Source organism: Meiothermus sp., from assembly GCF_026004115.1.
Lineage (GTDB): Bacteria > Deinococcota > Deinococci > Deinococcales > Thermaceae > Meiothermus.
In genome coordinates, this window is record NZ_BPIM01000001.1 from 2200780 (window position 1) to 2223884 (window position 23105).

A 23105-nucleotide genomic window follows, 5' to 3' on the forward strand; every position below is an offset into this window, starting at 1 on the left:
GCGGTTTGTAGGGTAGGCCGGTGCAGTTCATAGCTTTTGCCTTTAAAAACAGGCTTATGAACCTGATCTGGCACCGCGCCGATTTGCGGTTGCACGACAACCCTGCCCTGAGTGAAGCGCTGAAAGCGGGTCCTGCGGTGGGCCTGGTGGTGTTTGACCCTAACATTTTGCGAAACTCCACCCCCCGCCGGCGGGCCTGGTTTTTTCGGAACACCGCGGCTTTGCGCGAGGCCTATGCACGGCGGGGCGGAACCCTGCTGGTGCGCAGCGGCCAGCCCTGGGAGGTGCTGCCTCAGGCTATCAGCGAGTTGGGGGTGAACCGGGTTTACGCAGTTCGGAACTCGACTCCCTATGCTCGCTATCGCGATCAGAAGGTGGCTGCGGCCCTGCCTGGTCGCATTGTGTGGTTGGAGGGCCAGTACATCCACGAACCCGGCAGCATTTTGAAGCCCGATGGTGGCCCCTACACCGTTTTTACGCCTTTCTCCAAACGCTGGTGGGCAGCCCGCGAGCCGGTTTTGCTTGAAGCACCCGCCCACTTTCCGGATGTGACCCTTCCGTTAGGCTTCAACCCAGGCATCATCCCCGAGGAGGCCTCGGACATACCGCTCCCGCCTGCAGGGGAGGAGGCCGCGTTGGGTGCGCTCGAGGTCTTTTTGCAGAACAAACTGTCTCGGTACCACCAGAACCGCGACGGGCTGGCTGGAGAAGGGGTCTCGAGGCTTTCCTACTACTTCACCCTGGGGGTGTTATCGCCCCGGCTGGCTGCTCGGAGAGCCTTGCAAATTGGCGGCGAGGGCGCTCGCAAATGGGTGAACGAGTTGTGCTGGCGCGACTTTAGCGGCGATCTGCTCTACCACCGCCCCCAGATGCTTCACTCGGCTTTTGACCCCCGTTGGGACGACCTCCCCTGGAACGATGACCGCGAGCTTTTTGCAGCCTGGCTACAGGGCCACACCGGCATCCCGGTGGTGGACGCCTGTATGCGTGAGTTGCGGGCCACGGGCTTTTTGTCTAACCGGGGCCGCATGGTGGTAGCCCAGTTTGCGGTCAAGTTGGCCCTCTTGCCCTGGCAACAGTGCGAACGGGCTTTTCGCGACCTGCTGCTCGATGGTGACAACGCCTCCAACCTCCAGGGCTGGCACTGGGCGGGGGGGCTGGGAGTAGATGCGGCACCCTACTTTCGGGTCTTTAACCTGATCACCCAGGCCAAGACCCACGACCCCGGCGGGGCATGGCTCAGGCGCTGGGTGCCCGAGTCGGGCGGACAGCCCCATCCTTACAAAGCCCCGGTGCTGGATTTAGAGCTGGCCCGCAAGCGCTACCTGGCCGCGGCGGAGAAAATCGCCAGGAAAACCGGGGCCGGTGTCCCTGACCAAAGCTTTCAACGGGTGGCCCCAAGACCTCCTGAGAATGAGCCGGGTGGCTCCTAATAAGCTTCTAAGCGCTTAGAAGATTAGATCCGAAACCCAGCAGCAAAGGAACTCGGTAATGCGCGACGTCCAGGGCATATATAGGCTTGATATGGGATACAAAGGTTTCAAGGCGCACCTGCCCATCAAGGTTTGTCCGGTGTGTAGTAGGCCTTTTCAGTGGCGCAAGAAATGGGCTCAAAACTGGCCAGATGTGATGTACTGTTCGGAACGCTGCCGGGCCTGGGCCCGGAGGAGGAAGACTTGAGTGAGCTGGTAGGCGAACGCATCGCCCAGCAACTAATGCTATGGGCGCTGGTGTGCTTTGCAGGCGCTATTTTCGGTTTGTGGCGCACTCGGCATGGCTATTGGAGGCCCTTTTGGTTTATGACCGGGGTCTGGGCATGGGTGAATGCGGCGATTGCCTACGGGGGCTGGCTGGGGGCCGAGCCCAACCCCGCCAGCCTGCGCCAACTCCTGTGGATTAATGCGGGTCTGGATACCCTGTATATAACGGTAGGACTCATCTTGAACATGCGACAAGAACCGATGTATAAGGGGTTTGGGCTCGCTATTGTGCTTCAAGGATTATTCCTATTGGGCTTTGATGTGTTTCATGCCCTACAAATTTGAACGTATTTTAGACAAATATTCTACTAATGTTCTACGTATACCCTATACCTAGAGGTTGAGAGGGCAGTGATTTTACAGCCAATGGCCGATGAATATCGGCACAGGCCGGGGTTGAATACTTGCCCTCTAACCCAATACAAAGTTGTACAAGGAGGCAGCATATGAAGATCAAAGCCCTACTGGTAGCAGGTAGTCTGGCCCTGGCCGCTTTAGGCCTAACCCTCACCAACGCCCAGAGCGCCACCCAGAACCAGACCATCGCGCAAATTGTGGCCACCAACCCCAACTTCAGCACTTTGCTGGCGGCTGTGCAGGCGGCTGGACTGGCCCAGACCCTGTCGGGCCCTGGCCCCTTCACGGTTTTTGCACCGACCAACGAAGCCTTCGCCAAGATTCCCAAGGCCGATCTGGATAAGCTGCTGGCCGACAAAGCAGCCCTGACCAAGGTGCTTACCTACCATGTGGTGGCCGGACGGGTGCCCTCGAGCCAAGTCGTCACACTCAAGGAAGCCAAAACCGTAGAGGGTCAGAACGTGACCATCGCGGTCAAGGATGGCAAGGTGGTTTTGAACGGCAACTCCACGGTCACGGCGGTGGATATCCAGGCCAGCAACGGCATCATCCACGTTATTGACACGGTTCTGTTGCCCAAGTAGCAGCGCGCATTGTGCAAACGCCCCTGGGCAACGCTCAGGGGCGTTTGTTGTTTTGCAGGATGGGGTGGATGAGCCGCCCATACCTTGGTCTGGTCAGCTTGCTCTGTAATCCAAAGAGGTTGTAGAAGAATGCTTCTCACGATACGATGACCTAGCAAGCTTATAACCCTAGCGGTAGAAAGGAGTGTTCTATGCGGTGGATGAGGTGGATCGCAGGTCTATTGGTGGTACTGGGTGTTGCGCTGGCCCAGGAAGGTACGGCCTATGTGCGGTTTGCCCACCTGGTTCCCGATGCGCCGGCGGTGGATATCGTCTCGGGGGGCAACAAAGTTTTCGAGGCCCAGGCTTTCAAAGACGTAACCTACTACGCCGAAGTGCCCGCTGGCAGCCTGACCCTGACCGTTCAGACCACGGGGCAGAACCCGGCCAAGGTTGCCGACGTAGCCATTCGCGTACAAGTAGGCAAGTACTACACGGTCATGGCGCTGGGTACGGCCTCGAGCCTTAAGGCCCGACTGGTCGAAGACCGCATTGCCCCTGCCGAAGGGGTGGCCAAGGTTCGCATCGTCCATGCCTCGCCGGATGCTCCGGCGGTAGATGTGGCCCTCAAGGGCGGGCCGGTGCTGTTCCGCAACCTGGCCTTCAACCAGATCTCGGGCTACGGCATTGTGCCGGCTGCGGCCTACAACCTTGAGGTACGTCCCACCGGCACCACCACGGTAGCGCTGCCGCTCGAGGGGGTGGCTTTTGAAGGCGGCAAGGTTTATAGCGTGTTTGCGGTGGGTTTGCTGGCCGGCGAGACCCTCGAGGTGATCGTGGTCGAGGATAGTTTTGCCAGTCCATAAGGGCAAAGCGGGCTGGAGGGTGGGCTTCGGCCCACCTTTTTTGTGGGCCCTGGTCAAGTCTTAAGCCCTTTGTGGCCTCAGGATAAGAGAATGCAGAAGTGGATGGTTCTGGCTTTGGGACTGTTGAGCATGGGGCTGGCCCAAACCGACCGCTGGATGGGCCAGCCGGAGTATCGGGCTATTCCGGGCGCTCCCACGGCAGCAGGGGCGGCCCTGGACCGAAGTTATGTGCTGGTCTACCCAGCCCAGGGAACGCCGCACGGCACTGTCGTTTTGGTGCCGGGGTTCCTGGGGGGGGCCACCAACTTCGACGCCCTGGCCCGGCGGCTGGTGCTGGCGGCCCCCGGCTGGGCGGTCTGGGCCTGGGATCGGCGCGCCAACGGCCTCGAGGATCGCCGGGGCTTCACCTCGCCCGACCCCTGGGCCTACTACCAGAACTACCCCCTGCCCGATTTTCCTTTCCTCAAGGACTGGGGCCTGAAGGTACACCTGGACGACCTCGAGCAGGTGATAGACCAGGCCCGCAGGAGCGGCCCCGTGGTGCTGGCGGGGCACTCCCTGGGGGCCAGTATGGCCTCGCTGTTTGCCCTTTATAGAGGCGATAAAATCAGCGGCCTTATTTTGCTGGACGGCGCGCCCCGCCTGATTCCCCTCACCCGTGAGCAATACTTTAGCGGTACCGAAGGGGGCTTTGGGCGGCTGGCCGGGCTCAACGAACTCTTAGAAGGCAAAGCCTCCCCCTACATCACCGCTTTCGGGCTCAACCCGGTGGGCTTTGCCCAGGCCGAAGCCCAGGCTTTCATGACTGCGCAGAACCCCCAGGCCGATGCCCCGCCGGGCTGGGTTCCTTTCCGGGCGAGTCGGCTGGCGGCAGCCCTTTCCCGCGTGGACGACCGCTATGCCCTGTCGCCCATTTTCTCGGTCTCGGTGGGGCAGTCTACCGGGCGCGAGGGGATTAGCCTGTTCAGCTTTTTTGTGGGGAGTGTGGTCTACACCATCCGGGGCCCAAGGGGGAGTCGGGTAGAGTGGCGCGATAGCGGTGAGGCCACCGATCCGATGGAATTTATTTCATCGTATGCCAGCCCCACCACCGGCTTCTCGGAGTGGTTTTTCCCCTACCGCCTCTCCCTCGACATCTCGGCCTACGATGTGGCCATGCCCGAACTGAGGCCGCGTTCGGTGGCGTATCCGGTGCTGGCCCTGGGCGCGGGGCGGGGGTTGCTCCCACAAACCCGCAATTTTCAAAGTGTAGGGGAGGTTTTCCCCAATACTCGAGTAGATATCCGAATCCTGCCGGGCCTCACGCACCTGGACATCCTGACCAGCCGCAACGGCGCTGCGGTGGGCCCTATTGCGGCTTACCTGCAAGGGGTGCGCTGAGCGAAACTCTCTCACCTCTGACCCCAGGCCCTCAAGATTGGTATGACCCTCTGGATTCTCGGCGACCAACTCAACCATGCTGCCCTGGAGCAGCTATCGCCCCGGCGGGTGCTGCTCTTGGAGGCCTACGAGCTGGGGCGTACCCCGCCCATGCACCCGCAGAAGCTGGTGCTCTTCTTCAGCGCCATGCGCCACTTTGCCCAGGAACTGCGGGCAAGCGGAAGGGAGGTCATCTACCTGCAAGCCGAGACCCTGGCCGAAGCCCTGGGTCAGTTTTTCCAGGCGCACCCCGGCGCAACCCTGGCTCAGATGCAACCGGCCGACTACGGCTTCGCCGAGCGGGCGGGGGCCATCGTGGAAGGCCTGGGTGGCATTTATCGCCTGCTGCCCAACCGGCTGTGGCTGCTAGAGCCGGAGGAATTTGACCGCTGGGCTGGGAACCGCAAGACCTACAGGCTGGAATACTTCTACCGCTTCATGCGCCAGCGCACCGGCTATCTGATGCAGGGCGGCCAGCCGGTAGGCGGAGCCTGGAACTACGATGCCGAGAACCGCAAGGCGCCGCCCCCAGGCTACCAGCCCCCGGCCCCGCGCCGTTTTGCCCCCGATGCCATTACCCTGGCGGTCGTCGAGACCGTACGGGAAAAGTTCAGGGGGCATTTTGGTTCGCTCGAGGGTTTTGCGTGGCCGGTGACGCGGCAGCAGGGCCTGGAAGCCCTGGAAGATTTCGTTCAGCACCGTCTGGCGGCCTTTGGCCCTTACCAGGACGCCCTGGTGGAGCAAAGCTGGAGCCTGCACCACTCGCTGCTTTCTCCAGCCCTCAACCTGGGCCTGCTGCACCCCGCCGAGGTGGTGGAGCGGGCCCTATCGGAGTATGACAAGGGCAGCATTCCCCTGGCCAGCATCGAAGGTTTTGTGCGACAAATCATCGGCTGGCGTGAGTACATCTACCATGTGTACCGCCGCGAGATGCCGGGGCTTTTAGAGGCCAATCAACTTCAGGCCTCGAGGCCCCTGCCCCCGCTTTTTTGGGGGGCCCCCACCCGGATGCGCTGCTTGTCCACGGTCATTGAGCGTGCCAGGCAGCGGGGTTATGCTCATCACATCGAGCGGCTGATGTTGCTCGCCAACTTTGCGCTCCTGTATGGCATCGAACCGCAGGCCCTCAATGCCTGGTTTGTGGCCGCCTTTGTGGACTCTGCCGACTGGGTGATGGTGCCCAACGTGCTGGGCATGGGGGTATTTGCCTCGCCCATCCTTTCCTCCAAGCCCTATGCGGCCAGCGGGAAGTACATCGCCCGCATGGGCAACCACTGCCAGCACTGCGCTTTCAAGGTAGCAGAAACCCTGGGCGAGCAAGCCTGTCCCTTCAACAGCCTGTACTGGGACTTCATGGCCCGGCACCGCGCCTTGCTGGAGGGCAACCCCCGCCTGGGGGTGCTGTACAAGACCTGGGACAAGCGTAAGCCAGGAGAACATACGGCTATCCGTCAGCGGGCCCAGGAACTGCGCGAGCGCATTGCCCAAGGTGAGGTTTGAATGACAACTGACTTAACCCAAAATAAAACAGGCGTTACCCGCGTACGAGCCGACAAGGCACAAGCTTCAATAAAGCCCGTGCAGGCGAGACCTTGCAGATGTGACGGGGGAGCGGCCTGGGGCGTGACTAAAGGGGCTGGTGTAAATAACGTTTTGAAGACCGGCTTCTGTGAGTAGAATCACCGGGTACGATGGTAACCGAAAGATATACGCTAAACGCTCAAGATTAGATTGTGGCTGTGATGTTTGGGAACCGGAGGGCTTTTTGCTTTCGCCGATAACGACCTGGTTAAAGCCGCGCAGGCTCGAGCTCACTTTGGGTTTGCTGTTCATTTTGGCCTATGCACTGATTTTCCCTGAGGCATACCGCAGCCTGAATCATGGGGTGTTGCTGCTAATTTGGCCCGGCGTGGCCCTGCTGAGCTGGGGGCTGGGGCTTTGGGGTGCGGTGGGGGTGGGTTTGCTTTTGTTTCCCTTTCTTGCGGGCCTGCTGGGCGTGGCGGGGGTTTCCTGGGATAAGGAACTGCGCGATGCGGTGTACCTAATCAGTGCGATGGGGCTGCTGACGAGCCTGGTGGTGGGGTTGTTTCGTTTTCAGTACGACCGTCGCTGGAGCGCCGAGGCCGCCATGCAAAAAAGCCAGGCTCAGGCCGAGGAGCGCAACCTCGAGCTTTCCCTCTTCTCTAAGGTGCGCGATGGGCTGGCCCGAGACCTCGAGCCGCTGGCCCTGATGCGGGGGGTGGTGGATACCCTTCAAGAACACCCCCATTTTGACAGTGTGGCCGCATATCGGCTCGAAGGGGATCAGCCTAGCTTGCTCTGGTGGAGCGGCAAACAAACCCTGCCCGAGCACTTTGACTCGACCCACGAGGTGGTTCATCGGGCGGCCCATCTGGGCGAAACCGTGGTCTTGTACAGTACCGAGGAGCGCAGCAAGGCCGGTTTGGTGGGCCAGCGAAGCCTGGTCGCGGTGCCCCTATTGGTCAAGGGCCAGATAAACGGCTTGTTGGTCGTGAGCAGCGCCGCCGACCTCGAGCCGCGCGATGTGCGTTTTCTGGAGGGGGTGGCCGGTCAGCTTAGCCTGGCCATTGACCGGGCCCAGGTCTACGATGCCTTACGTGAACAGGAAGCCACATACCGAACCCTCATGGAGACCCTGCCTGATGCGGTAGCGCTATTTGACGGCTCCAAAGTGCTCTACCTCAACCCGGTGGGGCTGCGGGGGCTCGGGTACCAACGTTTGGACGAAGTGGTGGGGCAGTCCTTGACCCAGTTTGTGCACCCTAACTCGCTGCCGCGGGTGGCTGAACGAATCCAGCGTATCCTCAGCGGGGAGCGCGATGCCCTCGAGGAGGTTCGCCTACTCACCCGAGATGGGCGCGAACTTGAGGTTGAGGCCCTGGGGGTGCTGGTGCAGATTGCCGGCCACAAGCAGGTTCTGATTTCCGTCCGCGATGTGGGCGAGCGCAAACGCCAGCAAGCCCGCATCGAGTACCTGGCCTATCACGATCCGCTCACCGACCTGCCCAACCGTCGCAAGCTGTGGGCGGTGGCCGAGTCGCTTTTTGTGGCCGACCGCCGCAAGCGCGAAAGCCCGGCCTTGATCTACCTCGACCTCGATAACTTCAAGGTGGTTAACGACACCCTGGGTCACCAGGCTGGCGACGAGCTTTTGCGCCAGCTAGCCCTGCGCATCAAGGAGGTGCTGCGACAAGACGACCTGCTGGCCCGCATGGGGGGTGACGAGTTTGCGGTTTTGCTGCCCTCAGCCGACCAAGCCTCGGCTACCGCGGCGGCCCGCCGCATGATGGAGGTGTTTGACACCCCCTTTGTGCTGGGTGAACACACCCTGTATGTGCAGGCCAGCCTGGGTTTGGCTTTACACCCCGAGCACGGCCAGACCCTTGACGAACTGGCCCGGGCCGCCGATGTGGCCATGTACCAGGCCAAGCACGCCCGCACCGGGATTGCCGTCTACGATCCTGCGCAGGATTTGAACTCCCTCGAGCGCCTCGAGACGGTGCAGCAGCTCCGCAAGACCATCCAGGAGGGCTGTTTCCTGATCCAGTACCAGCCTATTCTGAGCATCCAGGATCGCTTCATAAGCAAATGGGAGGCCCTGGTGCGCTGGGAGCACCCGACCCGGGGGCTTTTGCGCCCCAGCGAGTTTGTGCCCCTGGCTGAAGAGGCCGGTCTGATTGGCGAGCTCGACCTGGCTGTGCTCAAACAGGCCGTGCAGAATCAGAAGCAGTTGGGAGCCGAATTGGCCATTAATTTTTCGGCAGTGACGCTGGCCCACCCCAACTGGGTGCGGGAGGTGGTGCGTTCGCTGGTAGAAGAAGCTTTGCAACCAAGCATGCTGTGGATCGAGATTACCGAGTCGGCGTTGCTGCCCGAGCGACAGAAGTGGTTGGGTGGATTGGTGGCCCTGCGCGGACTGGGTGTGCGGGTGTCCCTCGACGACTTCGGCATGGGTTACTCCTCGCTGGCCCACCTCAAGCAGGTGCCGATAGACCTGATCAAAATCGATAAAAGCTTCGTGGCCGAAATTGGCCAAAGCCATACCTCCGAGGAGATTTTGCGGGCTATGCTGCAACTGGCCAATGCGTTTGGCCTCAAGACCCTAGCGGAGGGCGTGGAAAACCGGGAGCAGCTAGAATGGCTGGCCCACCACGGCTGCCACTATGCCCAGGGCTATTACATCGGTCTGCCGATGTCCGTCGAGCAGGCTTTAGAGGAAGTTTTTTCCAAAGTGTTTTGAAGGTATGTGGATCTGGATTTGCTTCTGCCCCACGGTGTAAATAGCACAACAAGCGTAGGCTCGAGGCGTGAATACCCTGTTGATAGGAGCCACGGGTGGCGTTGGACAGTCTTTAGCACATCAACTGGCGGGCCGGGTAAGCCGTTTGTGGCTTTCCGGACGCAATGGGCAGATTCTGGCTGGCCTGGCCCGCGACCTGAGTGCGCTGGCGGTTCCCGCCGAACTCGGCAACGAACTCGAGGTTCAGGCTCTGGCCGAAGAGGTGGGGCCGCTCGACCTGCTGCTATATGCGGCGGGGGCAGTACAGAAGGCAGGTCTGCGCGAACAAAGTATGGCCGACCTCGAGCGCCTCACCACCGCCAACATGGGCGGCCTGGCCATATTGCTCAAATATGTGCGGTTCAACCCCCAGGCCCGGGTGGCCGTACTGGGCGTATACCCCGAGCTGATTGCAGTTCCTGGGCTCTCGGCGTATGTGGCGACCAAGCTGGGGGCCGAGGGCCTGGTGAGCGTGGCCCGCAAAGAGTTTCGTCGCGAGGGGGTACGTTTTTGCCTGGTGCGCTTGCCTGCAGTTGCAACCGGCCTGTGGGCGCCCCTGGGGGGCGCTCCTAAAACGGCTCTGCATCCAGATGAGGCGGCGGCGCGTATCCTGGAAGGCGTTCTGGCCGAGCCCATGCCGGAGGTACTGGAGATCCGCTCCACCTGAGGAGAGAACCTATGAATCATGTGAAATGGCTTATCCCTCTGCTGGCTGGCCTATTCTTCGGCCTGTCGCAGGCCCAGACCAACCAGTATGCCATCGAAGGGCGCGTGACCTACGCAGCCAGTTATAACCTGGGCCGCTGGGAGGGCGCCAACACCAGCGTTCGCGGCACGGTGCGCTGGAACAGCCAGACGGGCGAGGCCTCGGGCCAGGTGTGCGTGGAGCTGGGCCGCTTCGACTCCGGCAATGCCCTGCGCGATGCCGATGCGCGGGGCGTGTTTGATGTCAACCGGTTCCCCCAGAGTTGTCTCGAGGTTGAGCGGCTGGTGCAAACCGGCGAGGACGCCGTGCTCAGCGGCACCCTGGAGATCAGCGGCACCCGGCGGGCGGTGCGGATTAGCGGCAAACTGACCCGCGAGGGCAATACCTATCGGTTTGCCGGAGGGTTCAACACCAGCTTTTCGGAGTGGAAACTCAACCCGCCCAGTTTGCTGTTTCTTCGGGTCAACGACCCGGTGGAAGTACGCCTCGAGGCCCGGGCGGTTTTGCGTTAAGTAAAGCAAAGTTAAACACCCATTCAACTTAGCTTTGGGACAGGTTGATAGGCTTAGAGCTGGAGGTTCCCATGCAGAAAAACCCCCTCCTGCTTTGGGCCCTGGTTGCGTTGTGGGGATGTAACGCGCCGGATGCCATTCCTCCCGTACTTCCACCCGGTCAGCCCGCCCCGGTAGCGGGGCAGGCCTGCCCCGACTGGGTGCACAATCGCTACACCGTGCGCGGCCCCGACGGCGAGCTCTATCCCACCTGGCATCCCCAGGTAGACCCGGAGTACAAATGCTACTTTACCCACGAGCACGGCGATGACCCCCGCACCAGCCTGGCCAACCCCGAGCTGCCCCCCTTTGGCTACGTGGGCAAGCTTGCCGGTATGCCCGAGGCCCACGAGGGCTTCAAAGTTTTTGTGGCCAACCGGGGCACCCGCAACGACGAAGACCGCATAGCCCTGACCAGTACCCGTATCGTGGCACACATGGGTACCGGCGGGGTGCGGCGATACAGCGTGCGCCAGCACTCCCTGATGTTCGACCTGGTAGCCCCTAGCGGGCACCGGGTGCGCGTGCAGGGCATGGCCGACACCGGCCTGGTGGGCTCCATCTGCGAGCGCGACCCCACCCTGAACGATGCCAACCCCAACAACGACATTGGCCGCAGCGTGATGACCCTCCCCGGAACCGGCTGCCACAGCCAGAATCCCGGCTCGCTTTACGAAATCTGGGCCTTCAGGCTACGCCTGGCCGACAAAGTGCAGGTGATTGCCTCGACCGCCGTCTTCGACCCCATCACCACCATGAACCCCGCCAACCTGAGCGAGCTGCACTACACCGAGCAGGTTTTTATGGGCTTTAGCGGCCTGCGTGGCTGCGACCGTGAGGCCTACCACGGGCCGGTTTACTGGTATAACCAAAACGGCCCGGAAAGGTTTTACACCGATGCCTTCGGAAGGCCTGGGGGGTCCATCCAGCAAGAGGTCTCGCGCCACAACGACATTGGCATCTGGATGTCGCAGCGCTCGGATGGCTTTCAGAATCAGTTCAAGCTGCCTAAAAACCATTGTGCGCTGGGGTTGGGTCTTCTAAACTAGCCACACACTGCGGCAGGTGAAGGGGGTGTTTGCAAAGCAGGTCTGCGCCGTGGGCCTGGAGTTCCCCCGGGCTTCCATAGCCCCATAGAACCCCCACGGAGCGCATCTGGTGGGCTTTTGCCCCCAGGATGTCATACCGGATTCAAAAAGATAATCATCCAAACCAAAGATCCCCCAGAGGCTATCTTTTTGAATCCTAGAGCACACCCCCTCCCGAACGGTCGGCGAAGAAAGCGTCTGCCTTCCAGGGGGCGGTATCGCCCTCCGCTACGCGGATAACTTCCAAGGGGCGGTATCGCCCTCCGCTACGCGGATAACTTCCAAGGGGCGGTATCGCCCTCCGCTACGCGGATAACTTCGGCCCGGTTAGTTCGCCGCCATCCGGCGCCGCTGGTATTAAATCCTCCCCAACCCTCCCTACGAAAGGGGTAGAGTCGGCCCGCACTGAGTGCGTCTGATTGGGCAGTATAGGGGTGCGCAGATTCCTGGGTAGCAGAGTTAATCAATCAAAAATCTTACCTGGGTTAAGCAGGTTTTGGGGGTCGAAAAGCTGCTTGATCTGCCGCATCCAGTCCAGGGCTGGGCCATGTTCTTTGGAGAGGTATTTTTTCTTGCGCAGCCCCACCCCGTGTTCGCCGGTGCAGGTGCCACCCAGGGCTAAGGTGTGCTCTACCAGTCGCTCAGAGAAGACCTCGCCTCGAGGGTCGCCCGGTTCACAGACCACAAGGGTGTGGAAATTGCCGTCGCCCACGTGCCCCAGGATGTTGCCGGTCAGGCCCATTTCGCGCAGCAGGCGGCTGGAATATTCCACCAGGTCAGGCATCCTGGAGATGGGCACGGCTGTATCGGTGGAGAGGTACTCCTTGCCGGGAAACAGGTTGACCAGGGCCCAGTAGGCCTGATGACGGGCCTCCCACTGGGCGTTGCGCTCCTCCTGGGTGCGGGCAGTATCTATGCTGATGGCGCCGGTCTCCTGCATCAGCCCCAGGGCCATGCTTGACTCGGCTTCCAGGGCTTCTTTAGTCGAGGAGTGAAACTCCACAAACAAAGCCGGTTTTTCTGGGTAGCTGCGCCCCAGGTAGTGATTGATGGCCCGGATACCTACCTCGTCCACCAGTTCCAGCCTGGCCACCGGCAGCCCACTGGCCATCACGGCGTAAGCGGCCTGGGCCGTGTCGGAAAGGTCGTCAAAAAAGACCCGCAGGGTGTGGATGTGCTCGGGAATGGGGTGCAGCTTTAGGGTCAGGCGGGTGATGATGCCCAGGGTGCCTTCGGAGCCGATAAACAAATCCTTGAGGTTGTAGCCGGCGCTGGTTTTGCGAACCCCCCGACCCAGTTCCAGTACCTGGCCATTGGCCAGCACCACCTGCAAGGCCAGCACATTGTGCCGCATGCCCCCGTAGCGTACGGTGGTAGTGCCCGAGGCGTTGGTAGCCGCCATTCCGCCCAGGCTGGCATCCGCACCGGGGTCTACTGGAAAGAATAATCCGGTGCCCTTGAGGGCTTCATTCAGGGCCTTGCGGGTTAGACCCGGCTCCACCACTGCCATGAAGTCCTGGGGTTGAACTTCCAGCACGCGGTTCATCCTGGAAACATCCAGCGAGATGGCCCGTACCTGCGGAATAACGTGTCCTTCTATGCTGGTGCCTGCCCCGAAGGGGATTACTGGCAGATGGTGCTCCCGGGCCCAGGCCAGGGTGGTCTGTATGTCGGTTGGGCTCTCGGCAAAGACCACCGCCAGGGGTGGGTGTCGCACAGGGTAGCTTTCATCTTTGCCGTGGGTCTCGAGGTCGGTCGGGGCGGTACTGACCTTTCGAGGTAAGAGGGTTTTCAGGCTTTCCAGCATGACCATAGCCTAGCATGATATGGAAGGTGGGCAGCGTGTCTTGCTGTCCCCTGGGTTGGTGATATTTGGCCCGTCAAAAGATCCTGAGCGTTAAGTAAATCCCGTTGGTGACGAATGCGCCGAACAACCCCGAATAAGCTGCTACCCTGACCCTTGGCAATGAGTACCTTGACCGACGCCTACCCACCTACCGAACGCGAGAATCTGCAACAACTCCTCGCCGTTGCCTGGCTCAAACTTGAGCAGCAACCGCTGGAGGCGGCAGTGTTGGCACGCAGAACAGAGCATCTGGCACGGCGCTCCGGCAATAACCGGGCCTGGGCTCAGAGCCTTTTTATCTGGGGTGTGTGCAGCCTCTACGGGGGAGATAACCACGAAGCCATCGTGCTTTTGTCGAGAGCGCTGGCCGTGTATCGCTTTTTGGATGACGAACAGGGACAGTGGTCTTGCCTGAAAGCCATTGCCCTGGCCTGGGGCTATCTTGGCGATGCTGTGCAGGCCCTCGAGACCCACTCCCAGGCAAACACCTTCAAGCGTCAGGCCGAATTCGCCGGCAAAGCCCGCTGGCTGCGCTGGTTTGCTAACAACTGAGATTTTTTCCAAGCTTTGACACTTTTGCTACTGGAGTGTCAAAGCTTGTATCGCCGTTTTTATTGTCTGGCACGGGTTATTTGCTCTTGACCATGCGTCGGCTTTGTTGCAAGCTGAAGTATGGCAAGTGCTGTGAAACGGGAAGTGTGGCAAGACGTAGAGGTGAGTCTGGAGCTTTCGCTCGAGTTCGACCCGGAGGAGTTTTCGCGGCGCTACCCAGGGTTGTCGCTGGTGCTGGCCGAACTGCTTATTGGCCCTCCCCGGCGCTGGCGCGACCCGGCCGAGCTGTTGCCCTATGCCGGTTGCAAAAGCCTGGAGGCCAGGTTACCCCATCTTCGCTTCAGCCCCCTGGAGACCCGCCCGCTGGGTCAGGCGCTCGACAAGCTGTTCACCATGATTGAGTTCAGTATTGTCGGGCATAAAGTCATCGCAGTTCCGCCGCCCCATAAGGCCATTGAATTATCAGAGGGTTGGCGGGCGCGGAGCGGGGTGTGGCTGTGCCACCAGCCGCTGGGGTGAGGCAAGACCACCAGTTTCGCTGGATCGCTTTCACAACTCGACTATAGTTGTGCAATAGCCGTGTATTTTCGACTAATCGCGCTCTCAATTCCTCGAGTTTGGGTTTCTTTCGATAGCCCGATAATCAAGCCCAGACAAGACATACCAGCATCGCCGGATATTAAGTGCAGTTACCTGTACTTTGGTGCTTCTGGTTGCTATACTTGACAGGTTACTGTGGAAACGTTTACATAGCGTTTCTTGCAGTAAAAAGGAGTTTGAAGTGAGCCCTTCGTTTACGGTTGAAAGTGGTGTGATGGTCGAAAAGGTGGAGGCGCTTATTGCTCAAACCTGGCAACTGTTGGTTAACCATGAGGATGACCTCGAGTACCAGCACACCGTTCGGAAACTCGGGCTTGAAATTGAACAGCAGGCCCGTAACCTGGGCAGCGAAAGGGCTTTTGCCATGTCCCAGCTGATTCTGGGGGTCAGCGCTCTGGATCGCCATCAACCCGACGAGGCCGTGCAGCGCCTGACCACGGCCCTGACCCGCTTCCGCTGGCAGTCCGATGTGCACCACGAATGGTACAGCCTGGCCGCCATTGCCCAGGCCTGGTATCTGCTGGACGACTACGATCAGATGCACGAAACCCTGGTTGGAGCCAAAGACCTCTCCCAGCCCAGCACGCAGGATAAAGTCCGCTGGCTTGACCGACTCGGCATGATTCGCTAACGTGCCGGACCCTACCAATCCAAAAATGTTCTAATCTATAGGGGCCTGGCCCTGTGGCCATGCGCCTTATGCCACAACGCATCCTTTTGGTCTATACCAAGGCGGGGGGTGGGCACTTTGCCCTGGCCCAGAACCTGCACAAGCTGCTGACCGAACTCGAGCCCGAATCCGAGGTTCGGCTGTTCAACTTTTTCGATGTGGGGCCGCGCTGGATTGCCCAGGCCATCCAGGACGGCTACAACTTTGCTGTTAATAAGCAGCGCTGGTTGTTTACCGTGTTTCAAGCCTTCTACCAGACCCGCCCGGCCATCCAGTCCTTTGCGCGGGTGCTGGGCATGCGCCTGGCCCCGGCCATCAACGAGTACTTAGAGGAGTTTCGTCCAGATAAGATAATTTATTGCTATCCGGTTAACCACGGTTTTCGCCGCTTGCCCTATGTACGAAAGCACAAACCCAAGACCCTTACGGTGGTGAGCGATATTTTCAGCCCCCACCTGTACTGGTTCATCGACACCAAAGATCAGTATGTGGTGGCCAGCCCCGAAGCCTACAGCATAGCCCGGCGCTACCGGGTTCCCCCGGAAAACCTGCACTACTTCCAGACCCTGATTGACCCTAAATACGACCAACCCCTGGCCCCCGAGGAGGTGGCCCGCTTGCGTCGGGAGTGGGGCCTGGTTCACCCCTACACGGTGCTGGTAACGGGGGGTGGAGCGGGTCTCAAAATTAGCCACAGGCTGGTGCGGGAGCTGGTCAAAATCGAGGGCATCAATGTGGTGGTGGTGTGTGGCTACAACCAAAAGCTCTACCGCCAGCTCGAGGCCTTCAAGCAAAAGAACCAGATTGCCAACCTGATCCTGTTTGGCTTCACCAAGCAGATGTACGAACTGATCAACGTGTCCAACGTGGTGGTCTCCAAAGCTGGCCCCGCCACCATTGCCGAGGTGCTTTCGCAACACAAAGACTTGATTGTTTGCGATTACGTATGGCCGCAGGAGCACGGCAACGTAGAGCTCATTCGGCACGAGAAGCTGGGCTACTATATCCGCCGGCCCCGCAAGATTGCCGAAAAAATCCGGGAGCTAAAGAGCCGCCCCCCCGAACGCAAAACCCTCAACCTGCAAAACGATATTGTTCGCCTGGCCAGGTACATCCTGGCGTTGTGAGGCTGGAGGCCCAGAGCCGAAGGCCGAAACCTGGAGAACTGGGAGGCGAATGTTGCAAGCCAGGTTCTGATGCCAATGCCCTCGAAAAGGGTATTTGGATTAACCTCGAGCCCTGCCGAGAATTTGCTCGATGCGCTCCAGGGCCTCCTGGGGTAGGTCTACCCCCGCCGCTCCCAGGCTTTCTTTGAGTTGCTCGGGCTTGGTGGCCCCGGTAATGGCACTGCTCAGGCCTTTTTGCCGTAAGACCCAGGCCAGGGCCAGCAGGGTACGGGTCAGGCCCAGGTCGGCGGCTACTTTTTTGAGGGCCCTGACCTTTTTTACGTTTTCGTCCGTCAGGAAGCGGTTACCAAACTGCGGATAGCGCTCGAAACGGCTGTCTTTGGGTACGCCCTTGTCGTAGCGCCCGGTCAGCATACCCATGGCCAGGGGGCTCCAGACTACCATGCCCAGCCCAAAGCGCTCGGTCTCGGGCAGGATTTCCTGCTCGACGCGTTCGCGGTAGAGCATGGAGTATTGCGGTTGCTCCACTGCAGGCGGATGCAGGCCGTTGGCCCTGGCAAACTGCACTGCTTCGACAATGCGGGCCGCCGGCCATTCGGAAGTGCCCCAGTAGAGCACCAGGCCCCGCTCTACCAGATTGCTCACGGTGGTCACGATTTCTTCCATGGGCACCTCGGGGTCGTAGCGGTGGCAAAAGTAGAGATCGAGGTAGTCGGTGCCCATGCGCTTCAGGCTGCGCTCGAGGCTTTCCCGAACGTGCTTGCGCGATAGGCCCCGCCCGTTGGCATCCTCGCTGGTGGGCCAGTAGACCTTGCTGGAGAGCACCAGCTCGTGGCGGGGGAACTGTTCCAGGAGGGCTTTGCTCATCAGCTCCTCGGCCAGGCCCTTAGCGTATACATCGGCGTTGTCGAAGAAGTTGATGCCGCCCTCGTAAGCGATGCGGGTGATTTGTTTGATGCGCTCGAGGTCGTTTACGGCGTCGCCGTAGGTGACCCAGGCCCCCAGCGAAATTTCCGAAACCTTCAAGCCCCACTGACCAAGTTTGCGATAGCGCATGGGCATGCTAACCTCCGCCTGCCATCTTAGGGCCTGAAGGCAGGCCCAATGTGTTTTTGCTCTCCTTGGGCCATGATCGGAGCGTGAACCCTGGCAAACCTCAGCCAGAAGCGCTTCAAACGCTTGGTGTTGCAAAAAATGCTCGTAGTTAGGCGACCTGACTGGGTGTAATGCCCCCACCTAGCCTCCCCCGTTGGAAGAGGAAGGCGTTGTTTTACTTTATGAACCAGCCCTGCTCCTTAGGCCAACTGCCTTTTCTGCAGCCTTTTTTGGCTGTGCTAGGCGTTGGTGTTTAGCTCGATTACGGCGGCTGGCGCTACAAACCCGGCGGCCTTGTGGGAGCCGTCGCAGAAGGGTTTGTTGCCAGAGTGCCCGCAGCGACAGAGGGAAACCCTGGCCTTCTCGATGACCACTTCCTGGTCGCCCTGGCGGAATACGTACTTACCGCCCGTTTCGATGCCGATGGAGCCATTTTCGCGGAACTCAATCTTCATAACCCAATTCTATCGGGGCTTCCAGATTGGCAAAATGGGTCTGGAGGCCAAACCCACCTTGGGGTTTGGCTGAGCGAGGGGCCCGTTTGACCTGGGGGGCGGGGCGTTCCAAAATACCCTGGATGTACACCACCCGTCTGGCCTACGTTCACCTGAGGGTGCGGCACCTCGAGGCCGCCGTCACCTTTTACACCCGCTTTTTGGATTTACAGCTTTCCGAGCGCTTTGCGAATACTTCGCTGCTGGTTTCGTCGGAGAACCCGGCCCACTACGAGCTGGCCCTGACCGAGGGTGAGCCTTCGGGTTCGGTTACGCTGGGTTTTGCCGTGGCCTCAGAGGAAGACTTTAAAGCGGCCCAAGACTTTGTCCACCTCGAGGGCGTACCCCACCGGCTCGAGGATCGGGGTATTGCCCTGGTGCTCAGTCTGCAAGACCCCGACGGCAACACGGTGGAGCTTTTTTTGCGGCGTAAGCTGGGTGGGCGAGCCTTCTGGCGTGGAGAGAGCAAGCCAATCTGATCAAGGTTGCCTGTAGGCCTGCTTCAGAGGTCTGGTTTTATACTAGGTTCAAAGCGGGGAGGAACCATGCTTTGGTTACGTTTTCTGGGACGTTTGTTGCTGGTACTGGTAGGTCTGGTGCTGCTCTTGGGCGTGGGCGGTTGGTTCTGGCTGCGGGGGGCTACCCTCCCGCAGCATGCGGGGAGGCTGGCCCTCAAAGGGCTTTCTGCGCCCGTCGAGATGAACCGCACTGCTGAGGGGGTACTGCACATCAAAGCCCAGACCGATGCCGATGCTTTTTTTGCGCTGGGGGTGGCCCATGCCCAGGATCGGCTGTGGCAGATGGAGTTCCAGCGCCGGGTGGGGGCCGGGCGTCTTTCAGAGGTGGTGGGAAAAGCGACCCTAACGCAAGACCGCTTTTTACGTACCTGGGGCTTCTACCGTGCAGCCGAACAGGCCTACGTGGGGTTGTCCCCCTACGCCCGATCGGCCGTGGATGCCTATGTGGCCGGCATCAATGCCTACCTTTCCACCAACCCGCCTCTGCCGCTCGAGTTCCGCCTGCTGGGCTTCCGGCCCGAGCCCTGGAAACCCGCCGACGTGCTGGTCTGGGCCAAGATGATGTCCTACGACCTTTCGGGTAACTGGCGGAGCGAGCTCCAGCGCCTGCAATGGGCCGCCAAGGGCATGACCCCCGAGCGCATGAGCCGCCTCAAACCGCCCTATCCAACCGATGCCCCTACGGTGCTACAGGCCGAGGACCTGCAACTACCCCCACCGACCAGGCCCGATGGCGAGTCGGCCCGCTCCTTGCTCACCCTGGCCGCCCGGCTGCCCCAGGCCCTGCATCTGCCGGGTGAGCAGATGGCCCGGGCCTCCAACAACTGGGTGATTGGCCCTTCTCGTACCGTGAGTGGCAAACCCTTGCTGGCCAACGACCCGCACCTGGGGTTGGGTGCGCCCTCGGTGTGGTATCTGGTGCATATGGAAGCCCCCACCTACAAGGCCATCGGCACCAGCTTTCCGGGCCTTCCGGCGGTGGTGATTGGCCGCAACGAGCGTATCGGCTGGGGTGTTACCACCGTGGGCGCCGATGTGCAGGATCTTTACATTATGGAAGAGGTAGCGGGGGGCTACCGCTACAAGGGACAGGTGGAGCCCTGGCGTACCCGCACCGAGGTAATCAAAGTCAAGGGTGAGCCCGACGTGACCCTACAGGTGCGGGAAAGCCGCTATGGGCCGGTCATCAACGATGTGGTGAATAACCCGGGTGCAAGGCCGCTGTCGCTACGCTGGACCAGCCTGGATGACACCGACCGCACCATGGAAGCCTTTTTGGGTATTGCCCGGGCACAAAACTGGGAACAGTTCAAAGCTGCGCTGGCTTTGTACAACGCCCCGAGCCAGAACTTTGTCTACGCAGATGTAGACGGCAACATCGGCTATATGGCCCCAGCCCGCTTTCCCATCCGCAAGCCCGGTCATTCGGGCCTCATGCCCGTACCGGGGGATGGCAACTGGGACTGGCAGGGCTACCTGCCGCAAGACCAGTGGCCCCAGGTCTATAATCCCAAAGAAGGTTTTATCGTAACCGCGAACAACAAGGTAACCGCGCCAGGCTACCCCCACACCATCTCGCTCGAGTGGGAGGAGCCCTACCGCGCCCAGCGCATCCGGGAGCTTATTTTGGCCAAAGACAAGCTCTCCGCTGATGATATGGTTTCGATGCAGCAGGATATTACCAGCCTGCTCTACCGCGAGTTCAAGCCTGTTCTGGAAGTGATCAACCCGCTCTCGGAAAATGCCCGCCAGTGGAAGGCCCGTTTGCTGGCCTGGGATGGGGTGATGCGGGCCGAGCAAGTAGAGCCCACCGTCTTTCAGGTCTGGTACACCGAGCTTTCCCGCCTGCCCAGCAAAGAGGTGGGGCAGGAGTTCTGGGAACAACCCAGGTATTTGCTGGCCGCCATGCGCCAGGGTGACCCTGCCTGTCAGACCGCCGATACCCAGACCTGCCTGGATTACGCCGCCCTTGCCCTGGATAAGGCCCTGGATCGCTTTGGCAACAACCCCCCGCGCTGGGGCGAGGTTCACCGGGCCACCTTTCCCCATGCCATTCTGACCAATGTGTCGCCGCTCAACCGCTTGTCCGACCGGGCCGTGCCCCACGGCGGCGACCGCTACACCTTGAACCGGGCTTCCTACGACCCCGCCAACTTCCGTATGACCGTGGGGAGCAGCTACCGCCACATCCTGGACTTTGCCGACCTCGAGCGCTCCCTTTTTATCATCCCGATGGGCCAGTCGGGGGGGTTGCTCTCGCCGGCCTACGATAGCCTCTTGAAAAAGTGGGCCTCAGGGCAGTACCTGCCCATGCGAATGAGGGAGACCGGCTTCAGAACAGGCCAGACCCTCGAGCCCCAGCCATAGGCTGCGAACCAGAGTTTGACAACAGGGCTTTCATCGGGTAGTGTATTATATAACTAGTGCACTAAGGAGGTGGCTCTATTGTGGAATTTAGACCTGGAAAGTGGGCCCATTTATGCACAGATCGTGCGGGGGGTGGAGCGGATGTTGGCTAGCGGTCAGATGAAACCCGGGGATAAGCTGCCTTCGGCGCGGGAGCTGGCGGCCTCTTTGAAGGTGAACCCCAACACGGTGATCCACGCCTACAGCCAGCTCGAGATGGCCCGGATGACCGAGACCCGGCGTGGCCTGGGAACGTTTGTGCGAGAGGACGTGAATGTGGAGGGTATCCGGCTGCGCATCTTGCAGGAGGCTGCTTTGCGCTTTTTGATGGAGGTGCAGAGCTTGGGGCTGAGCCTGGAAGATGCCCAGAAGGCCCTTAAAAAAGTGAGCCCCAACGGCCAGAGGGAGGAGTAATGCTGGCGAAGCTCTCGAACGTGACAAAGCGCTTTGGCAAGACCGACGGGGTACATGACCTAAGCCTCGAGCTCTACCCAGGGCAGGCGGTTGGGCTGCTGGGACTGAACGGTTCGGGTAAGACCACTACCCTCAAGCTTCTGGCTGGGATGTTGTTTCCCACCCAGGGGCAGGTAGAAGTGTTGGGTAAAACCCCTCGCGAGAACCGTGGTCAGATTGCTTATTTGTCGGACGCTGACAACCTCTATGCCTGGATGACCCCCCGCGATGCCGAGCGCTTGATGGCGGGCCTGTATCCAGACTTCAACCCAGGCCGCTACCGCGAACTGCTGGCTTTTCTGGAAGTGCCCCAGCAGGGCTATCGCTCGATGTCGCGGGGGCAACGGGCGAGGTTGCGTTTGGCGATGGTATTGGCCCGCGATGCCAGGCTATTTTTGCTAGACGAGCCGCTCTCGGGCATAGACGTAATTTCACGTGACCGCATCCTCAAGAGCCTGGTGCGGGAGTGGCGCGAGGACGCCTGCTTGGTGCTCTCGACTCACGAGGTCAGCGAAGCCGAGGGAATTTTTGAACGGGTGCTGCTCTTGAAAGAAGGCAGGCTAGCGATGGATGCTAAGGCCGAAGATTTGCGGGTCAAGGGGCAAAGTGTGAAAGATGCCTTTATCGAGGTGTTGGCTTGATAGGTCTAGGGAGCAGGGGAGTTGTGGTGCAGGGGCGAGAGAGTTCCAGGCGGTATGTAGTTGGCGGTTTGCCGGTTCTTTACACGCATCAACGATTGATCCAGCTGGGAGGTACATCTAAATGAACGCACTTACCACACTCTTGTGGCTCGAGCTTCGCAAGTTCGGCGTATTCGGGCTGGGGCTTTTACTGGTCGTGGCGGGATGGTTCTTTATGGCCCGACAAACTTTCGAGTGGAACGGCTACAAGCTCGAGTCGGCGGCAATCGTGTTGGCGTTCACCGCGTTTGTTGCGGTGGGGGGAAGCATAGCCTACCTGGCTGCTCTGATTATGGACTTCGGGCGGGAGTACCGTGCCGGGCGGTGGTCTTTGCTCCTGGGCTCACCTCAACCTGGTTGGCTATACCTGGCTGCCCGAACCCTGATGGGCGTGGGGGTTCTAACCCTCTTCAATGGCGGCTTGTGGCTGGTGCAGACCTTCTGGCTGAGCCAGGTCGGGGTCAGCCTGCCCATTGGCCTGGGGGCAGGGATCTGGCTCTATCTGCTGGGCGGTCTGGCCCTGGTGGTTCCGGCACTTTTCCTGGGTCTCTGGGTGGCGGCTTACATCCCCGGTAAGGCCACCCTGATCGCCTTGATCATCGGTGTGATGGGTCTGGGGCAGGCATTGGAATGGGGCGCTCGGCTTTGGGGTAGCCAGTTTTATAGGTGGTTGCCTGCCTGGAAACTACCAGCGCCCGGTGTGGAGCAGAACCCGGCGGTGCGGATGGAGTGGGAAAACTTCCCGGGCCTGCCGAGCGAGGCCTTTGTGATTTTGTCGGTGCTGACTGCGCTTTTCTTTTTCGCCGCCAGCCGTTTGTGGCAGGAAGTGGAGGCCTGAGATGCCTGGTGCGCAATTCGGAACCGTGGAGATTATTGTGTTTGGGGCGGTGTTTGCCTGGCTGGTCTATGCTGGCTACCGCTTGTGGACCGCAACCTATAGCCCAACAGCTCGCTGGCTGGGAATGGGCTTTGTTGCCTTAGCCGTCCTTGGGTTGATTGAGGGTTTGCTTAAGTAACCCTATTGTTTTGGGCTTCGCTAGGGCACACTAAAGGG

The 23105-nt window shown here is 60.3% G+C and carries 24 protein-coding genes; 21 read left to right on the forward strand and 3 right to left on the reverse strand.

From position 1 onward, the window contains the following. Positions 1-56: 56 nt before the first annotated feature. The 11 genes from Q0X23_RS10705 to Q0X23_RS10750 all read left to right on the forward strand — a co-directional run bounded on the left by Q0X23_RS10705 (position 57) and on the right by Q0X23_RS10750 (position 11571). Positions 57-1433 carry a deoxyribodipyrimidine photo-lyase gene (locus Q0X23_RS10705; RefSeq protein WP_297860275.1) on the forward strand — a complete coding sequence of 459 codons (1377 nt, stop codon included), beginning with the start codon at positions 57-59 and terminating at the stop codon, positions 1431-1433. Positions 1434-1491: 58 nt separating this feature from the next. Further along, positions 1492-1680, forward strand: a complete 189-nt coding sequence (locus Q0X23_RS16165) for a DUF2256 domain-containing protein (protein ID WP_374707459.1) — start codon at positions 1492-1494, stop codon at positions 1678-1680. Next, positions 1593-2045: a hypothetical protein gene (locus Q0X23_RS10710; protein WP_297860276.1), complete on the forward strand. Its 453-nt coding sequence runs from the start codon at positions 1593-1595 to the stop codon at positions 2043-2045. Before Q0X23_RS16165 ends, Q0X23_RS10710 begins: the two co-directional genes overlap by 88 nt. A 161-nt stretch (positions 2046-2206) precedes the next feature. Next, on the forward strand, positions 2207-2701 hold the full coding sequence (locus Q0X23_RS10715) for a fasciclin domain-containing protein (protein WP_297860277.1): 495 nt from the start codon (positions 2207-2209) through the stop codon (positions 2699-2701). 191 nt (positions 2702-2892) lie between these two features. Beyond that, complete coding sequence (locus tag Q0X23_RS10720) at positions 2893-3546, forward strand: DUF4397 domain-containing protein (RefSeq protein ID WP_297860278.1); 654 nt, start codon at positions 2893-2895, stop codon at positions 3544-3546. Positions 3547-3636: 90 nt separating this feature from the next. Next, entirely contained in the window at positions 3637-4926 is a 1290-nt protein-coding gene (locus Q0X23_RS10725; RefSeq protein ID WP_297860279.1) for an alpha/beta hydrolase, read from the forward strand. Positions 4927-4968: 42 nt separating this feature from the next. After that, positions 4969-6465: a cryptochrome/photolyase family protein gene (locus Q0X23_RS10730; protein ID WP_297860280.1), complete on the forward strand. Its 1497-nt coding sequence runs from the start codon at positions 4969-4971 to the stop codon at positions 6463-6465. Positions 6466-6730: 265 nt separating this feature from the next. Then, a complete protein-coding gene (locus Q0X23_RS10735; protein ID WP_297860281.1) occupies positions 6731-9226 on the forward strand; it encodes a bifunctional diguanylate cyclase/phosphodiesterase in 2496 nt (831 codons plus the stop codon). Between the two features lie 67 nt (positions 9227-9293). Next, the gene (locus Q0X23_RS10740; protein ID WP_297860282.1) at positions 9294-9932 is read left to right on the forward strand and encodes an SDR family NAD(P)-dependent oxidoreductase; all 639 of its coding nucleotides are present in this window, start codon (positions 9294-9296) and stop codon (positions 9930-9932) included. Between the two features lie 11 nt (positions 9933-9943). After that, entirely contained in the window at positions 9944-10483 is a 540-nt protein-coding gene (locus Q0X23_RS10745) for a YceI family protein (protein ID WP_297860283.1), read from the forward strand. Between the two features lie 71 nt (positions 10484-10554). Next, on the forward strand, positions 10555-11571 hold the full coding sequence (locus Q0X23_RS10750) for a hypothetical protein (RefSeq protein ID WP_297860284.1): 1017 nt from the start codon (positions 10555-10557) through the stop codon (positions 11569-11571). A 502-nt stretch (positions 11572-12073) separates the two neighbouring features. On the opposite strand, the gene Q0X23_RS10755 is transcribed toward Q0X23_RS10750, so the two are convergent. Continuing rightward, positions 12074-13423 carry an FAD-binding oxidoreductase gene (locus Q0X23_RS10755; protein WP_297860285.1) on the reverse strand — a complete coding sequence of 450 codons (1350 nt, stop codon included), beginning with the start codon at positions 13421-13423 and terminating at the stop codon, positions 12074-12076. A 153-nt stretch (positions 13424-13576) separates the two neighbouring features. Between Q0X23_RS10755 and Q0X23_RS10760 the strand changes: the two genes are divergently transcribed. The 4 genes from Q0X23_RS10760 (at position 13577) to Q0X23_RS10775 (ending at position 16405) form a co-directional block, all read left to right on the forward strand. Continuing rightward, entirely contained in the window at positions 13577-14008 is a 432-nt protein-coding gene (locus Q0X23_RS10760; RefSeq protein ID WP_297860286.1) for a hypothetical protein, read from the forward strand. Positions 14009-14140: 132 nt separating this feature from the next. Continuing rightward, positions 14141-14527 carry a hypothetical protein gene (locus Q0X23_RS10765; RefSeq protein ID WP_297860287.1) on the forward strand — a complete coding sequence of 129 codons (387 nt, stop codon included), beginning with the start codon at positions 14141-14143 and terminating at the stop codon, positions 14525-14527. Positions 14528-14819: 292 nt separating this feature from the next. Then, positions 14820-15239 carry a hypothetical protein gene (locus Q0X23_RS10770; RefSeq protein ID WP_297860288.1) on the forward strand — a complete coding sequence of 140 codons (420 nt, stop codon included), beginning with the start codon at positions 14820-14822 and terminating at the stop codon, positions 15237-15239. A 68-nt stretch (positions 15240-15307) separates the two neighbouring features. Beyond that, a complete protein-coding gene (locus Q0X23_RS10775) occupies positions 15308-16405 on the forward strand; it encodes a glycosyltransferase (protein ID WP_297860289.1) in 1098 nt (365 codons plus the stop codon). A 99-nt stretch (positions 16406-16504) separates the two neighbouring features. Here the strand turns inward: Q0X23_RS10775 and Q0X23_RS10780 are convergent, their stop codons facing one another. Together Q0X23_RS10780 and Q0X23_RS10785 are read right to left on the reverse strand one after the other, a co-directional pair. Further along, a complete protein-coding gene (locus tag Q0X23_RS10780) occupies positions 16505-17461 on the reverse strand; it encodes an aldo/keto reductase family protein (protein ID WP_297861209.1) in 957 nt (318 codons plus the stop codon). A gap of 278 nt (positions 17462-17739) precedes the next feature. Beyond that, positions 17740-17955: a CDGSH iron-sulfur domain-containing protein gene (locus Q0X23_RS10785; RefSeq protein WP_297860290.1), complete on the reverse strand. Its 216-nt coding sequence runs from the start codon at positions 17953-17955 to the stop codon at positions 17740-17742. Positions 17956-18077: 122 nt separating this feature from the next. On the opposite strand from Q0X23_RS10785, the gene Q0X23_RS10790 reads away from it, so the two are divergent. From Q0X23_RS10790 to Q0X23_RS10815, 6 genes are all read left to right on the forward strand, one after another. Next, positions 18078-18473 carry a VOC family protein gene (locus Q0X23_RS10790; protein ID WP_297860291.1) on the forward strand — a complete coding sequence of 132 codons (396 nt, stop codon included), beginning with the start codon at positions 18078-18080 and terminating at the stop codon, positions 18471-18473. Positions 18474-18539: 66 nt separating this feature from the next. Next, positions 18540-20879: a penicillin acylase family protein gene (locus Q0X23_RS10795; RefSeq protein ID WP_297860292.1), complete on the forward strand. Its 2340-nt coding sequence runs from the start codon at positions 18540-18542 to the stop codon at positions 20877-20879. Positions 20880-20957: 78 nt separating this feature from the next. Further along, a complete protein-coding gene (locus Q0X23_RS10800) occupies positions 20958-21332 on the forward strand; it encodes a GntR family transcriptional regulator (RefSeq protein WP_297860293.1) in 375 nt (124 codons plus the stop codon). After that, entirely contained in the window at positions 21332-22012 is a 681-nt protein-coding gene (locus tag Q0X23_RS10805; RefSeq protein WP_297860294.1) for an ABC transporter ATP-binding protein, read from the forward strand. The genes Q0X23_RS10800 and Q0X23_RS10805 overlap by 1 nt, the downstream gene beginning before the upstream one ends. A gap of 121 nt (positions 22013-22133) precedes the next feature. Beyond that, a complete protein-coding gene (locus Q0X23_RS10810; RefSeq protein WP_297860295.1) occupies positions 22134-22889 on the forward strand; it encodes a hypothetical protein in 756 nt (251 codons plus the stop codon). Position 22890: 1 nt separating this feature from the next. Then, a complete protein-coding gene (locus tag Q0X23_RS10815) occupies positions 22891-23067 on the forward strand; it encodes a hypothetical protein (protein ID WP_297860296.1) in 177 nt (58 codons plus the stop codon). Positions 23068-23105: the final 38 nt, after the last annotated feature.

Excerpts from the sequence above, each read along its gene's own strand:
- Q0X23_RS10745 (WP_297860283.1), top strand. The coding sequence starts at position 9,944 with ATGAATCATGTGAAATGGCTTATCCCTCTGCTGGCTGGCCTATTCTTC.
- Q0X23_RS10815 (WP_297860296.1), top strand. The coding sequence starts at position 22,891 with ATGCCTGGTGCGCAATTCGGAACCGTGGAGATTATTGTGTTTGGGGCG.
- Q0X23_RS10730 (WP_297860280.1), top strand. The coding sequence starts at position 4,969 with ATGACCCTCTGGATTCTCGGCGACCAACTCAACCATGCTGCCCTGGAG.
- Q0X23_RS10705 (WP_297860275.1), top strand. The coding sequence starts at position 57 with ATGAACCTGATCTGGCACCGCGCCGATTTGCGGTTGCACGACAACCCT.
- Q0X23_RS10715 (WP_297860277.1), top strand. The coding sequence starts at position 2,207 with ATGAAGATCAAAGCCCTACTGGTAGCAGGTAGTCTGGCCCTGGCCGCT.
- Q0X23_RS10760 (WP_297860286.1), top strand. The coding sequence starts at position 13,577 with ATGAGTACCTTGACCGACGCCTACCCACCTACCGAACGCGAGAATCTG.
- Q0X23_RS10795 (WP_297860292.1), top strand. The coding sequence starts at position 18,540 with ATGCTTTGGTTACGTTTTCTGGGACGTTTGTTGCTGGTACTGGTAGGT.
- Q0X23_RS10720 (WP_297860278.1), top strand. The coding sequence starts at position 2,893 with ATGCGGTGGATGAGGTGGATCGCAGGTCTATTGGTGGTACTGGGTGTT.
- Q0X23_RS10805 (WP_297860294.1), top strand. The coding sequence starts at position 21,332 with ATGCTGGCGAAGCTCTCGAACGTGACAAAGCGCTTTGGCAAGACCGAC.
- Q0X23_RS10780 (WP_297861209.1), bottom strand. The coding sequence starts at position 17,461 with ATGCGCTATCGCAAACTTGGTCAGTGGGGCTTGAAGGTTTCGGAAATT.
- Q0X23_RS10775 (WP_297860289.1), top strand. The coding sequence starts at position 15,308 with ATGCCACAACGCATCCTTTTGGTCTATACCAAGGCGGGGGGTGGGCAC.
- Q0X23_RS10785 (WP_297860290.1), bottom strand. The coding sequence starts at position 17,955 with ATGAAGATTGAGTTCCGCGAAAATGGCTCCATCGGCATCGAAACGGGC.
- Q0X23_RS10810 (WP_297860295.1), top strand. The coding sequence starts at position 22,134 with ATGAACGCACTTACCACACTCTTGTGGCTCGAGCTTCGCAAGTTCGGC.
- Q0X23_RS10750 (WP_297860284.1), top strand. The coding sequence starts at position 10,555 with ATGCAGAAAAACCCCCTCCTGCTTTGGGCCCTGGTTGCGTTGTGGGGA.
- Q0X23_RS10755 (WP_297860285.1), bottom strand. The coding sequence starts at position 13,423 with ATGGTCATGCTGGAAAGCCTGAAAACCCTCTTACCTCGAAAGGTCAGT.
- Q0X23_RS10725 (WP_297860279.1), top strand. The coding sequence starts at position 3,637 with ATGCAGAAGTGGATGGTTCTGGCTTTGGGACTGTTGAGCATGGGGCTG.
- Q0X23_RS16165 (WP_374707459.1), top strand. The coding sequence starts at position 1,492 with ATGCGCGACGTCCAGGGCATATATAGGCTTGATATGGGATACAAAGGT.
- Q0X23_RS10790 (WP_297860291.1), top strand. The coding sequence starts at position 18,078 with ATGTACACCACCCGTCTGGCCTACGTTCACCTGAGGGTGCGGCACCTC.